Origin of the sequence: Rhizobium sp. Rhizsp42 (assembly GCF_047304155.1) — a bacterium.
Taxonomy (GTDB): Bacteria; Pseudomonadota; Alphaproteobacteria; order Rhizobiales; family Rhizobiaceae; genus Rhizobium.
The window spans coordinates 15,487-28,860 of record NZ_JBGLYS010000002.1 but is presented as its reverse complement, the minus strand read 5'-3'; the positions used below and the strand labels follow the sequence as shown (position 1 = coordinate 28,860).

At 61.1% G+C, this 13,374-nt stretch carries 12 protein-coding genes; 6 read left to right on the top strand and 6 right to left on the bottom strand.

The window, feature by feature from the left end:
• Positions 1–317: 317 nt before the first annotated feature.
• The 6 genes from gabD to ACCD05_RS02890 form a co-directional block, all read right to left on the bottom strand.
• Positions 318–1,772, bottom strand: coding sequence for an NADP-dependent succinate-semialdehyde dehydrogenase (gene gabD / locus ACCD05_RS02915; RefSeq protein ID WP_112949741.1), 1,455 nt, complete (start codon positions 1,770–1,772; stop codon positions 318–320).
• A gap of 215 nt (positions 1,773–1,987) precedes the next feature.
• On the bottom strand, positions 1,988–2,734 hold the full coding sequence (locus ACCD05_RS02910; RefSeq protein WP_112949722.1) for a ThuA domain-containing protein: 747 nt from the start codon (positions 2,732–2,734) through the stop codon (positions 1,988–1,990).
• A 25-nt stretch (positions 2,735–2,759) separates the two neighbouring features.
• Positions 2,760–3,845, bottom strand: a complete 1,086-nt coding sequence (locus tag ACCD05_RS02905) for a sn-glycerol-3-phosphate ABC transporter ATP-binding protein UgpC (RefSeq protein WP_112949723.1) — start codon at positions 3,843–3,845, stop codon at positions 2,760–2,762.
• 21 nt (positions 3,846–3,866) lie between these two features.
• Positions 3,867–4,778: a carbohydrate ABC transporter permease gene (locus ACCD05_RS02900; RefSeq protein WP_111560524.1), complete on the bottom strand. Its 912-nt coding sequence runs from the start codon at positions 4,776–4,778 to the stop codon at positions 3,867–3,869.
• Position 4,779: 1 nt separating this feature from the next.
• On the bottom strand, positions 4,780–5,667 hold the full coding sequence (locus ACCD05_RS02895) for a carbohydrate ABC transporter permease (protein WP_111560523.1): 888 nt from the start codon (positions 5,665–5,667) through the stop codon (positions 4,780–4,782).
• Between the two features lie 85 nt (positions 5,668–5,752).
• Positions 5,753–7,045, bottom strand: a complete 1,293-nt coding sequence (locus tag ACCD05_RS02890) for an ABC transporter substrate-binding protein (protein WP_111560522.1) — start codon at positions 7,043–7,045, stop codon at positions 5,753–5,755.
• A 197-nt stretch (positions 7,046–7,242) separates the two neighbouring features.
• Between ACCD05_RS02890 and ACCD05_RS02885 the strand changes: the two genes are divergently transcribed.
• The 6 genes from ACCD05_RS02885 (at position 7,243) to ACCD05_RS02860 (ending at position 13,371) form a co-directional block, all read left to right on the top strand.
• Positions 7,243–8,247, top strand: a complete 1,005-nt coding sequence (locus tag ACCD05_RS02885; RefSeq protein WP_112436668.1) for a Gfo/Idh/MocA family protein — start codon at positions 7,243–7,245, stop codon at positions 8,245–8,247.
• Between the two features lie 18 nt (positions 8,248–8,265).
• On the top strand, positions 8,266–9,255 hold the full coding sequence (locus ACCD05_RS02880; protein WP_111560520.1) for a LacI family DNA-binding transcriptional regulator: 990 nt from the start codon (positions 8,266–8,268) through the stop codon (positions 9,253–9,255).
• 124 nt (positions 9,256–9,379) lie between these two features.
• On the top strand, positions 9,380–10,327 hold the full coding sequence (locus tag ACCD05_RS02875) for a lytic transglycosylase domain-containing protein (RefSeq protein ID WP_112436669.1): 948 nt from the start codon (positions 9,380–9,382) through the stop codon (positions 10,325–10,327).
• A 181-nt stretch (positions 10,328–10,508) separates the two neighbouring features.
• The gene (locus ACCD05_RS02870; RefSeq protein ID WP_112949724.1) at positions 10,509–11,654 is read left to right on the top strand and encodes an extracellular solute-binding protein; all 1,146 of its coding nucleotides are present in this window, start codon (positions 10,509–10,511) and stop codon (positions 11,652–11,654) included.
• 11 nt (positions 11,655–11,665) lie between these two features.
• Positions 11,666–12,547: an ABC transporter permease gene (locus ACCD05_RS02865; RefSeq protein WP_413391084.1), complete on the top strand. Its 882-nt coding sequence runs from the start codon at positions 11,666–11,668 to the stop codon at positions 12,545–12,547.
• Entirely contained in the window at positions 12,544–13,371 is an 828-nt protein-coding gene (locus ACCD05_RS02860; protein ID WP_047504024.1) for an ABC transporter permease, read from the top strand. Before ACCD05_RS02865 ends, ACCD05_RS02860 begins: the two co-directional genes overlap by 4 nt.
• Positions 13,372–13,374 lie beyond the last annotated feature (3 nt).

The following is a 13,374-nucleotide window of genomic DNA, read 5'->3' as shown; positions in this document are numbered from 1 at the left end:
GCGCATAGCTGTTCTGCAGAATTGTGCCTATGATTTGAGCGCGCTTGCTGTATAAACAAATCATCGAAGCGATGCATCTCCTCCCGCAGAGCTTCGAGTTGCAGGTGGCCTTATCCTCCTCCCAAGGGCGCCTGTGGGAATGACAGCACTCCTCCTCCCAGCTGTCATTCGGTTATTTTCGAAAAGCCTGTCGCACCTCCTCCCGCGGCAGGCTTTTTCTATTCTGGCCCACGCGTTCTTCAGCTTTCAGTTTTCCGGATCAAACGGTAGCGCCAGCGCGCAAACCATTCGGCTTGCGCGCCTTTCGTGGTCTTGCGTCAGCTGATGCCGCCGAGGCAGACATATTTGATCTCGGTGAACTCCTCGATGCCGTATCGCGAGCCTTCGCGGCCGAGGCCTGAGAGCTTCACGCCACCGAACGGCGCTTCCGCCGTCGAGATCAGGCCCGTATTCACACCGACCATCCCGTATTCCAGCGCCTCGGCCACGCGGAACACGCGCGCGAGGTCCTTGGCGTAGAAATAGGAAGCGAGGCCGAATTCGGTGTCGTTTGCCTGTTCGATCACATCAGCTTCGTCCTTGAAGCGGAAGAGGGGAGCAAGCGGGCCGAACGTTTCCTCGCGCGCGACCGCCATATCCTTCGTGACGTTTGCGAGAACGGTGGCCTCGTAGAAGGTGCCGCCCAGCGCGTGCGGCTTGCCGCCCTGGATGATGTTGGCGCCTTTCGCGAGCGCATCGGCCACATGCTCCTCGACTTTCTCAAGCGCAGGCTCGTCGATCAGCGGCCCGAGGATCACGCCCTCATCGAAGCCATTGCCGATCTTCAACTTGCCGACGGCTTCGGCGAGCTTCTTGGAGAATGCGTCATAGACGCCATCCTGCACGTAAAGCCTGTTGGCGCAGACGCAGGTCTGGCCGTTGTTGCGGAACTTGGCGATCAGGGCTCCCTCCACGGCGGCGTCGAGATCGGCATCGTCGAAGACGATGAACGGCGCATTGCCGCCGAGCTCGAGCCCGAGCTTCTTGATTGTCGGCGCGCTCTGCTTGTAGAGCTCGGCGCCGATTTCGGTCGATCCGGTGAAGGTGAGTTTGCGCACCGTGGGGTTCGACGTCATCTCCGCGCCGATGGCGGCGGCGGAGCCTGTCAGCACCGAGAAAAGTCCCGCCGGCAGGCCGGCGCGCTCGGCAAGCACCGCGATCGCGATCGCCGAAAACGGCGTCTGCGATGCCGGCTTCAACACCATGGCGCAACCAGCCGCCAGCGCCGGACCGGCCTTGCGGGTGATCATCGCGTTCGGGAAATTCCAGGGCGTGATTGCCGCGACCACACCGATCGGCTGCTTCATCACCATGATGCGCTTGTCTGGCTGGTGGCCCGGTATCAGGTCGCCATAGATGCGCCGTGCCTCTTCCGCGAACCATTCGATGAAGCTCGCGCCGTAGATGATCTCGCCGGTGGCTTCAGCGAGCGGCTTGCCTTGCTCGAGCGTCAGGATGCGCCCAAGGTCGTCCTTGTTCTCGATCATCAGATCGAACCACTTGCGCAGGATGCCGGCACGCTCCTTGGCGGTACGCGCGGCCCAGCCCTTCTGCGCGACGCGCGCGGCCTCGATCGCTGTCTTCGTCTCAGCACCGCCGAGCTTGGGCACGCGGCCGATGATCTCGCCGGTGGCCGGATTATTCACCTCGATCGCATTGGCGGGATCGGCATCGATCCATTCTCCGCCAACAAGAGCGGCCTGGCGAAAAAGGGAGGGGTCTTTCAGCTGCATCGCATTCATCCTGTTTGACACGTTGCCGGCATGGCTGCCGGAACTGATCGGGCCAGCGTCTTTCTTGTGCGGAGGATAAACTGGTGTCCCGTCCGGCAACGTCAAATTGGCCGAATTGCTGTGGACTTGCAACGGGAGCCGGCGACGCCTTTCTCAAAGCCGAAAACGGCGCGACCATGGGCCGCGCCGGTGTTCAGCCAACGGATCGGCAGGTGTCAGACCTTTTTCGCGGGGCGTCCATGCAGCGGCTCGGCGCGGTGCCAGTTTTCCAGGATGCGGCCGTCGGTGTGGTTCTGCTTTGCCCAGCGAATTCCGTTCGAGATGACCTTGTGAATGGTCTTGTCGTGATAGATCGGGTAGCTCTCGTGACCGGGGCTGAAGAAGAAGATGCGTCCCCGGCCGCGCTGGAAGGTGCAGCCGCTGCGAAACACCTCGCCACCCGAATACCAGGAAATGAATACCAGCTCGTCGGGCTGCGGGATGTCGAAGGGCTCGCCGTACATCTCCGATGCATTCACCTCGAAATAGGGCGGCAGTCCCTCGGCGATCGGGTGAGACGGATTAACCACCCAAACGCGCTCGAGGTCGCCCTCCGGCGTTTCGCGCCAGGAGAGGTTGGCATTGGTGCCCATCAGGCGACGGAAGAGCTTGGAGTGGTGCCCGGAATGCAGGACGAGCAACCCCATCCCCTTGAGCACGCGCTGCTGGACGCGGTCGATCAGCCCGTCGCTGACGTCCTCATGGGCCATATGGCCCCACCAGAGCAGGACGTCGGTATCGTTGAGCACTGAATCGGGCAGGCCTTCGTCGGGATCATCGAGCGTGCCTCGGCGAATCTCGAAATCCGGATGTGCGATGCCTGCCGCAATCGCACCGTCGATGCGGTCAGGATAGATCTCCTGAACCTCCTTGTGCAGCTGCTCGTGGCGTCCCTCGTTCCAGATGGTGACCTTGATCGTCATGATGTCCTCGATGTTATCAACGTGATTAGGATGCTTGAGCCGAGCGGATGAGGCGCCCGGTGGTGTCGAACAGATGGCAAGCGGCGCTATCGGCTGTGAGCGAGACGCGGTCTCCCGGCCGCACCGCGATATCGCCTTCGGCGCGCACGACGATCGGCTGCTCCTCGGAGCCGACGGTCATGTAAGTCTCGACGCCAAGGCGCTCGACAACGACGACGTCGGCCGTGAAATTGCCCTGGCCCTCGGGTGCGATCTTGAAGTGTTCGGGGCGGATACCGAGCGTGGCGGCCCCCTCGGGCACCGTTCCAGCGCCATCCGGCAGGTCGAGCGTCAAGCCAATCGGGCTCTGCACGCGCAGCCCGCCGGCCCGTGGCTTGCTGATCGTCACGGGAACGGTGTTCATGCGTGGAGAGCCGATGAAGGTGGCGACGAATTCGTTGTCGGGCTTGTGATAGAGATCCATCGGCGCGCCCTGCTGGGCGACAAGCCCCTTGTTCAAGACGACGATGCGGTCCGCCATGGTCATGGCCTCGACCTGGTCGTGGGTGACGTAAACGACGGTCGCCTTCAATTCGCGGTGCAAGCGCTGCAACTCGGCGCGCATCTGTACACGCAGCGCGGAATCGAGGTTGGACAACGGCTCGTCGAACAGGATCAGCGACGGCTTCTTGATGATGGCGCGACCGATCGCGACGCGCTGTCGTTGGCCGCCGGATAGTGCGGCGGGCCGGCGGTCGAGATAGTCAGTTAGCTGCAGGATTTCGGCGACGCCTTCGACCTGCTTGCGGATTTCCGCTTCCGGCACTTTCTTCAGGCTGAGCGAGAAGCCGATGTTCTGCGCAACCGTCATATGCGGATAGAGAGCGTAGGACTGAAACACCATGGCGATGCCGCGCTTGTCCGGCGGCACATCGTTGATGCGCTTGCCGTTCAGGATGAGGTCGCCGTCGTCGATGCCTTCCAGCCCGGCGATCATCCGCAGAAGGGTCGACTTGCCGCAACCGGACGGGCCGACGAACACGGCGAACTCGCCGTCCTCGACGGTGATGTCGACGCCCTTGATGACCTCCAGGGCGCCATAGAACTTGCGAACGTTCTTGAGATTGATCATCTGTGAAACTCTTTCTGGATATCAGCCTTTGACGCCGCCCGCGAAGGTCTGGACGAGGAAGCGCCGGGCGAAGCCGAAGGCGATCACGGCCGGCAGGAGGTAGATAAAGGCGAGGGCGGCGAGCAGGCCGTAATCGATCTCGTTGATGCGCAGGAAAGCGCGAAAGAGGCCGAGGGGAAGCGTTTGCAGCTCCGGTGACGAGAGGAAGATCAACGGCAACAGGAAATCACCCCATGCCGACATGAAAGCGAACAAGCCGGCCGCGGCCAGCCCCGGCAGCGCCAGCGGGATCAATACGCGACGGATGCGCTGCGTCATCGTTGCGCCGTCCATCAGGGCTGCTTCCTCATAATCGCGGGGAAGGCCGTCGAAGAAGGTTTTCATGATCCACAGCGCAAGCGGCAGCTGCATGGTCGCAAGCACCAGGATCAGGCCGAGGTAACCGTCGATGAAGCCAGTCCAGCGCATGATCGGTCGGGCATATTCGCCGAAGATCGGTCGAAGTATCGCGCCCTCGGCATTGTTGAGCGTCAGCAGGAACTTGTAGAGCGGCACCACAAGTGCTGTCGGCGGCAACACGCGGATCAGAAGGATCGCGTAGAGAAACGGCAGTTTCCACCACGCCCGCGTGCGCGACAATGCGTAACCGCCGAGGCCGGCCAGCACCATGACCAGCACCGTCGCCGAGCCGACGACGAAGAGCGAATTGAAGAGCCACTTCGCCCCGTCCTCCTTGGTGAAGACACGCAGATAATTGTCGAGCGTCCATTGCTCCGGCCAGCGGAGGAAGAGCTGGGCATTGCCATCGAGCGAGGCGAGCAGAACCCAGAGGAACGGGATGGCGCAGAAGATCGAGATCAGCGACAGCGTGGCGTAGGCGAGCAGATCGGATCGGGTCTTGTTTGCGTTTTCTGTCGGGGAAAGCACTGCCATGTCAGACCTCCACTTTCATTGCCCGCACGTATGCGATGCCGAGGATCAGCGAGATCACCAGAGTGACGACCGCGACCGCGGCGCCGTAACCGAGCTGGAAGGCAGTGAAGGACTGGTTGTAGATGTAGATGCTGATGACTTCGGTCGCACCACCAGGGCCGCCGCGCGTCAGCGCATAGACGAGACCGAAGACCGCGATCGTCGAGACGGCGGAGATCAGCATGTAGAGAAGGATCGTCGGCATCATCAGGGGAAGCGTGATGCGGCGGAACATCTGTGATGGCGTGGCGCCGTCCATGCGGGCAGCCTCATAGATTTCGCTCGGAATGGTGCTGAGCCCCGCGGTCAAGAGAATCATCGCGGTGGCGATACCGCGCCAGGTGTTGACGACGATGATCATCGTCAGCGGGAAGACCTGAAGCCAATCGGTGGGTGTCACGCCGAAGAAACTCACGATGCGGCTGAGCGTGGCGTTCTCGCCGCCGGCCAGCATCGAAATCCACATGAAACCGGCAACGACCTCGGGTGCCGCGTTGGGCAGCAGGATCATGGAGGAGAAAATCTGGCGGAACATGATTTTCCGACGCAGGGCAATGGCCGAAATCAGCCCTAGAACGAACTGGCCGATCACCGCGGAGCCGACCACGAAGAAGAACGTCACGATGAGCGCGTTCCAGAATTTGGCGTCGTTGAGAAGCCGCATATAGTTGCGAATGCCCACGAAGCGCGGACGAAGGGCCGCGGCGCCGGTGAGGGCTTCGTTGGTGAAGCTCAGATAGACGGAATAAAGTGCGGGATAGATCACGAAAGCCAGAAGCAGGACCAGCGACGGCAGCAGGATCACGAGGAGCTGTCGCTCGACGCGTCGTTCGTGGGAATTGAGGACCATGAAGCTCGCAACCTTGTCTGATGATCGCAGACGCGGCCATTGGGCCGCGCCTGCGGTCTTGGGCGGAAGTCGAAGGGCTTGAGGCTTATTTCACCACGTCGTCGCCGAGCGTTTCCTTGACGTAATCGACAAGGATCTTCTGGGCGCCGGCGGCGTCCGTCTCCTTGCGCAGTAGCGCTTCGGTTGCCCGTGCCACGCCTTCGGCGATGGTGCCGAAGCCGGACGCCTGTTTCAGGAAGACGCCGTTGCCGGCCGCGGCGTGGATCGGAACGAGTTCCGTCAGCTTCTGGAACTCGGCGCTCTTGGCCGCATCCTTGCTTGCCGGAATATTGCCGATGCGCGCGGCGTAGGAGACCTGCGTGTCGACCGAGCCGATCTCAAGCAGCGCCTTCGTCGCCAGTTCCACGTTCGCGGACTTCGCATTGACGGCCCACGGAGCAGCAAGGTTCGCGAGCACGTACTGACCGCCCGTCTGGCCGGGGACCGTCCAGGTGCCGACGATCTTTGTCACCTCCGGGATCGGGTTCTTGCTCTCTCTGCCCCAATCGAAGATGTAGCACCAGGAACCACAAGTGGTCGCGGCAAGCTTGCCCTCAGGGAACATCTGGTACTTGGGAATGACCCACGGCTCTGGACCAAGCAGCGGCTGGGTCGGCATCAGATCCTTGTCGATCAGCTCCTTGTAGACGCCAAAGACATCCTTGATGCCTTCGCCGCTGAGATCGAGCTTTCCGTCGGCATCGACCAGCTGCGGCGTCTTGGAGCCAACGAGGAGATGCTGGAAGCCTTCATCGAAGGCACCGCTGCCCCAGGACACACCGGCCGGGAAGAGCAGGCCATAAGCGCCGGTCTTCGCCTTCACCTCGGCGGCGCGATCCAGCAGTTCCCGCCAGGTCTTCGGCTGTTCGGTCGAAATGCCGGCTTTCTCCAGCACATCCTTGCGGAAGTAGATTTCCTGAATGCCGAGCATGAACGGCATGACGTAGGTCTCCCCATCGGGGCTCACGGCCAGCTGCTTTGCGACGTCATAGAAGTTGGCGTAGCCGTCCCAGGCGGTGATCTCCTTGGTTACAGGGGCGAGGTATCCGGCTTCGACCATATCGGCCACGGCCGCCGTCGACGGGATCGAGAAGAGATCGGGCGCATTGCCGGCGCCAAGCTCGGTGAGCAGCTTCGTCAGGTAGTCCTTGTCGGGCGCCGGGTATTCGACGACCTCGACGGTCACTCCGTATTTCTTTTCGATCGCCTCGACCGTCGACTTCATGGCGTCGATGCCGGCCTGGCCGTGATTTGCAATTCGGATTGTTTCGGCATGTGCCAGCGTCGAGACCGCGCTCAGCAAAATGGCGCACAGGCCACCAATGACCGTCTTCTTCAACGGAAGTCCTCCCTTTTTGATTGGCGGCGCCCTCCAGCACCGTGTGAAAAATGTACACGCATTCCTCAATGAGGCAAGGCGGATCTCTCAAAGAATTTACAGCGACATATAATATATTGATTTTACGTAATAAAATAGAACTTGCGCCAAGTTTTCCGTTTGTGTAATCGTGTACACAATCATCTGGGAGGAGTTTCATGACACGGAAATTGCGGCTTGGCGTTATCGGCGCCGGCCTGAAGGCTGCCGAGTATGCGGCGAGCTGGGCAGCGATGCCGGAGATCGAGTTCGTAGCGCTTGCCGATACGACCGCTTCGTCGCGCCAGCGTCTGATCGACGTCTGCACCGCAACCGGCGCAGCGGCACCGAAGAGCTTCGAGGACTACCGCGAGATGCTCACGAAATGCCGGGATGAGCTAGACATCGTCTACATCTCCACGCCGCACACCTTTCATGGCGAGCAGGCGGCGGCCGTCGTCGAGGCCGGCATCGATCTCTTTCTGGAAAAGCCGATGGTCACGACCGTTGCCGAGGCTGAGACGCTGATCGCGGAACAGAAGAAGAGCGGCGTCACTGTTGTTACTGCTTTCCAGGGCGGCCTCTCGCCGCTGGTGATCGATACGCGCAAACGCGCGCTTGCAGGCGAGTTCGGCGAGCTTATCGCGATATCGGGCATGATCTGGGAAAGCTGGGCCGACAATTATGCCGGTCACTGGAAGCAGGAGCCGGAAATCTCGGGCGGCGGCTTCATGTTCGACACCGGCGCGCACATGATGAATACCGTCTGCTTGCTGGCCAATTCCGACTTCGCCAGCGTATCGGCCTATATGAACAGGCACGGCCGCAAGGTCGATATCGCCACCGCCGTTTCCGCCCGCCTGAAGAACGGCGCCATGGCGACATTGACAGCTGCAGGCGAGGGGCCTCCCGGCTGCGCCTCCTACATCACCTTCTTCTACTCGAAGGCGATCGTTCGGATCGATGCCTGGGGCGGCTGGCGCGAAATCAGCGTCGGGCGGGTCAACGAGCCGCGCGAGGAGGCGGAGATCCTCGGAAACCCGATGAAGAACTTCCTTGCCATTCGCGCCGGTGAGATGGAAAACACCGGCTCCGTTGAAATGGGTCTGCGTTTCGCTAGGCTGTGGGACGCAATCAAGGAATCGGCGGCAGCCGACGGCATGCCCGTCCGGCCCGCCGAATAGTCGTATCGGACAACAGACATGAACAAGCGGCGGATCACCTCGAAGGAACTGGCAAAGCTCGCCGGGGTATCCTCCGCCACCATTTCCCGCGCATTCTCGCCCGATTCCAGGATCGGCAGCGCCACGCGCGATCGAATTCTTTCGGTCGCGCGCGAACACGGCTATCAGCCGAACGCGATTGCCCGCTCGCTGAACAATCAACGCTCAAGGCTGGTCGCCCTCGTCGTCAATGCAATCGGAAACCCTTGCGAGGCCGAGGAGCAGCAATTGCTGGTCCACAGACTGCAGGCGCGCCAGTTGCTTCCAATCATCCTGTGTTGCGCCGATCACGACGACCGGCTGCAACTGATGCGGCTGGCATCCACCTATCAGGTGGATCATGTCGTGGTTTTCTCGGACATGGTGTCGATGCAGGACGCGGTCGATATCTTCCATACGACCAAGCCGATCATCGTCTCGTTCGAACCGCTCGAGAATGAGAACGTCTCCAATATCCGCATCGATGGCTCGGCGGCAGCCGACGAGATCATCGAGAAGATCGTCAATGACGGCAAGAAGCGCTTCGCCTATCTCTCCGGCACCAAATCGAGCTGGATCGACAAGCTTCGACGCAAATGGTTCGCCGATGCGCTCGCCAAGCGCGGATTGACCATCGAGGCCGAGGCCTTTGGCGACTACACCTATGATTCCGGCTTCAAGGAAGCGGTACTTCTGATGCATCGCTCGAAGGTTGATGCCATCATTTGCGGTAACGACGTGATGGCGATCGGCGCGCGAGACGCCGCGCGGCGCATGCTCGGCAAGAACACGCCTGATGACATCGCCATCGTCGGCCAGGATGGCATCGCCATGGCCGCATGGGATTGCAACGATCTTACGACGCTCAGCCTCGATCATGTCGCCTTCATAGACGCGGTTGTCGATCTCATCGAACGCCACGATGCCGATCTGCCGGGGCCGCACAGCATAACACTGACCTGTAATGCTCGCTGGGGATCCACCGCGTGACGCGGTCCACATCGCGCGAACAGACCGCTGTTTTAGCGGTGACTTGACTACGGGCTCCAAACCAAATGGTATGCACGCCTGACATCATCCAATGGCGGCGCCGCCAGCGTGGCGCCGAGAGCAAATGATCGCGATCAGGCGGCGCAGCATCGGTCTATTCGTGTCGTGGGGTTTCCGCCTCTCCCTTTGCATGACGCTGATTGGTTCCGCCAGCGCCGCCGAGCCCACCGAGACCCAGCCGGAGGCAGCCTGCCTCTACACACGCCCGATGACCGGCTCGGCAAAGACACTCTGCATACGCAAGGACAGTTTCAACCGCGATCTCTGCGGCGCGATCGAAAGGACCGCGGCCGAGCACGACCTGCCTCCGGATTTTTTCGCCCGGCTGATCTGGCGCGAGAGCCGGTTCAGGCCGGACGCGCTGAGCTATAAGGGTGCGCAGGGTATCGCGCAGTTCATGCCGGGTACCGCCAAGCTGCGCGGGCTGCAGGATAGTTATGATGTACTGGAGGCCTTGCAGAAGTCGGCCGAATATCTCGACGAATTGCGCGACCGCTTCGGTAACCTCGGCCTCGCGGCCGCGGCCTACAATGCCGGCGAAAACGGGCTGTCCAACTTCCTCAATGGCGGCGGCCTGCCGACGGAGACGCGCAGTTACGTGATGGCGATTACCGCCCATAGCGTCGAGGAGTGGAAATCCTCGGCACCCGACAAGGCTGCTGGCCCGTTGGCCGAAGATCAGCCGTTCATCGAGAGCTGCGTGGCCCTTGCCGATCGCCGCAAGATGACCGAGCCGGTCTGGCGGCCAGAGGGGAATTGGGCGCCGTGGGGCGTGCAGATCGCGGCGAGCGCCAATCCCGATGTCGCCCGTCGCCTCTTCTTCGAGGCTGTCGCGCAGTTTCCGGCGCCGCTTGATCAGGAGCAGCCGCTGATCCTGCGGCAGCGCGACCGCAGCTTCGGCTTCCGGCCGCGCTATGTGACCCGCATCGCGCGGCAGACGAGGGGGGAGGCCAATGATGTCTGCAAACAGATCCGCAAGACCAACCAGATCTGCTTGGTTTTCAAGAACTGAGGCGTCGCGCTGGGTGGCATCCGCGATCTTCCGCGACGCCCCCGGCCCATTCGGCGAATTAAATTGCACGGCTGTGCAAAAAAATGAATTCCGGCCCTATCTTGTCATGTCACTGTTACGCGTCGGCGATAGCAAAACCACAGTCCTAAGGGCAGTGCCCCAAAACCGAATGGAGACGGTCATGAACAGACGCGAGTTTCTTGTCACATCATCGGCGGCAGCCGGTCTGCTGGCCCTGCCACGCTTTGCGATGGCTGCAGATGGCACGATCAACCTCTATAGTGGCTCCGACGCCAACATCATCGATTTCTGGAACAACACCGTGCTTCCGGCCTTCAAAAAGGCCCACCCTGAAGCTGCCGTGAAGGTCACCGATGCAGGTGACAACGCCGGCTTGCGTGCGATTGCAGATCGTGCGCTTGCAGCGCTCAAGTCGAAGACGGATCCGCAGTCGGATATCTTCGAACACTTCGATCCACGTTTGCCTGCTGGCGCTATCGATGCCGGCCTCTGGGTCAAGTTCTCGGCCGAAAACATCGACGGCTTCGCGAACGTCAATCCGCTGAGCTTCGACAGCGAATATTCGCTTCCCTATCGCGGTTCGCAGGTGCTGCTCGCCTACGACAAGACCAAGCTCGATCCCAAGGATGCGCCGAAGACCTGGGAACAGCTGACGGCATGGATCAAGGCCAATCCTGGTCAGTTCATCTACAACCGCCCGGACAAGGGCGGCTCCGGCGGCAACTTCGTGCGCCGCGCGATCCATGAGGCCAACGGCCGTGATCCGAAGAAGTTCACCACCGACAACTATACCGCCGAGCTTGGCAACCAGATGCTGACGCCGGCTTGGGCGATCCTCAACGATCTCGCGCCGTCGCTTTACGAAAAGGGCGCCTACACGGCCGGCAACACACAGTCGATCCAGCTGCTCGCCCAAGGCGTTGTCACGATGACGCCGGTTTGGTCCGACCAGGTGCTGCAGGCTCTGTCGCAGGGTGTCCTGCCTGAGACGACCGGCCTTGTTCAGCTGAGCGATCTGGCGCTCTGCGGCGGCTTCTCGCGCATGACGGTGTTCTCCAACGGTGCCAACAAGGACGCCGCGCTGAAGCTCGCGGCCTTCATGCTGAGCAAGGAAATCCAGGAAGCGATCATCACCGAGATCGGTGGCTTCCCCGGCGTTTCCTGGGATCACATCTCCGACGAACTCCGTCAGAAATACGCCGACGTCATCCCGACGACGATCCCGACCTTCCCGGCCGGCGATTGGGAAAGCAACATCAACGACGGTTGGTACCGTAACGTTGCTCCGGGCATCAGCCGCACCTGATGCGTAGAGGCATGACATTGTCGCTGCCGGCGCGGGCAACCGCGCCGGGCAAAGCGCAAAATCCGGTGGGGCTTCTGCTGGTCGCCCTGCCGGTATTCCTGCTCGGGTGGCTGATCGTTTACCCGATCTTTTCGGCCGTGATCACCACCGTGTTCATTCCGCAGGCGGATGGCACGAGGGCGGTATCGCTCGCCTCCTATGCATTTTTCTTCAGCGATTCCTACAGCCTCGCCAATCTATGGGTGACGTTGTGGACGACTGTTGTCTGTGGCGTTCTGCTGCTGGTGATCGGCTTGCCGATCGCGCTTTATCTGCGCTTTTCGCAGGGACGTCTTCCCGCCTATGTGCAGGGTATGGCGATTTTCCCGATGTTCGTGCCATCGATCATCCTGTCCTACGCGCTGATCCGGACGATCGGGCCCAACGGCACCGTCGATCTGCTGTTGAACGCTGTCGGGCTACCGAAAATTCCGTCTCCCTATCTGACCCCATGGGGCCCTGTTATCGGGCTGGTTTGGGACAATCTTCCTTTGACGGTGCTGATGCTGACGGCGGGGCTTGGCAATATTCCAAAGAGCTCGGTCGAGGCTGCCCGTGATGTCGGTGCTTCGCCGATGCGCGTTTTCGTCTCGATCATCCTGCCGCGCATGGGCAATTCGCTCCTGGTCACGGCATCCTTCGCCATCCTTGGCATCTTCTCATCCTTCACCTTGCCCTATGTGCTCGGCCCGGCATCGCCGGAAATGATGGGGCCGTTCATGCAGCGCACCTTCTCCGATGTGAACGATCCGCTGAATGCGCTGACGCAGGCCGTGATCTCCTTCGGCTTCTGCCTGGTCTTCGGCATCTTTTATGTGCGCTCGATCGCCAAAAACCGGGAGGCGTCGCGATGAAGATCGCAAGCAAGGTCAACGGCTCCGAGATCGATTGGGCGGGCATTCTGTTTGCCGTGCTGCTCACGCTCTTCATCGCCGTGCCGCTGATCGTGGTCGGCACCTGGGCATTCACCGAGGTCTGGCGCTACCCATCGGTCATTCCGCAGCAGTTCGGCTTCCGCTTCTGGTCGCAGACGCTGTCGCGCGCGGATGTGTGGGACGCGCTCTTCCTGAGCTTGCGGCTGACAACGACGGTCACGCTTCTCTCCGCCATCATCTGTCTGCCGGCGGCATACGCCTTCGCGCGCATGTCGTTTCCCGGAAAGAACGTGCTCTTCCTGTCGTTCCTGGCATCGCACGCCTTTCCGAAGTTCGGCCTGTTGGTGGCTATCGCCGGTATCTTCCTCAAGCTCGGGTTGATCAGCACCTTCTGGGGCGTCGTCCTGATCCAGTTGGTCGGGACGCTGATGCTGATGATCTGGATCCCGGTGGCGGCTTTCCAGAATATCGATCGTCGGATGGAGGAAGCCGCTCGCGATGCGGGCGCCGGGCCGTTGCGTGTGTTCTGGTCGATCACGCTGCCGCAGGCAGCACCAACGATCTTTGCCGCTTTGCTGCTGACCTTCGTCGGCACATTTTATGAAACCGAAGGCGCATGGCTGATCGGCGCTCCTGAAATCCGCACCATGCCGGTGTTGATGATCACCTTCATCAACAATCAGATCGTGGTGCAGTATGGCGCCGTTCTCTCGGTGATGCTTTGGGTGCCGTCGTTCATCGCGCTGATGTTTGCCCGCCGTGTCGTCGGAACGGGTGCGTTTGCTCGCGGCTTCGGCGCGTGACGT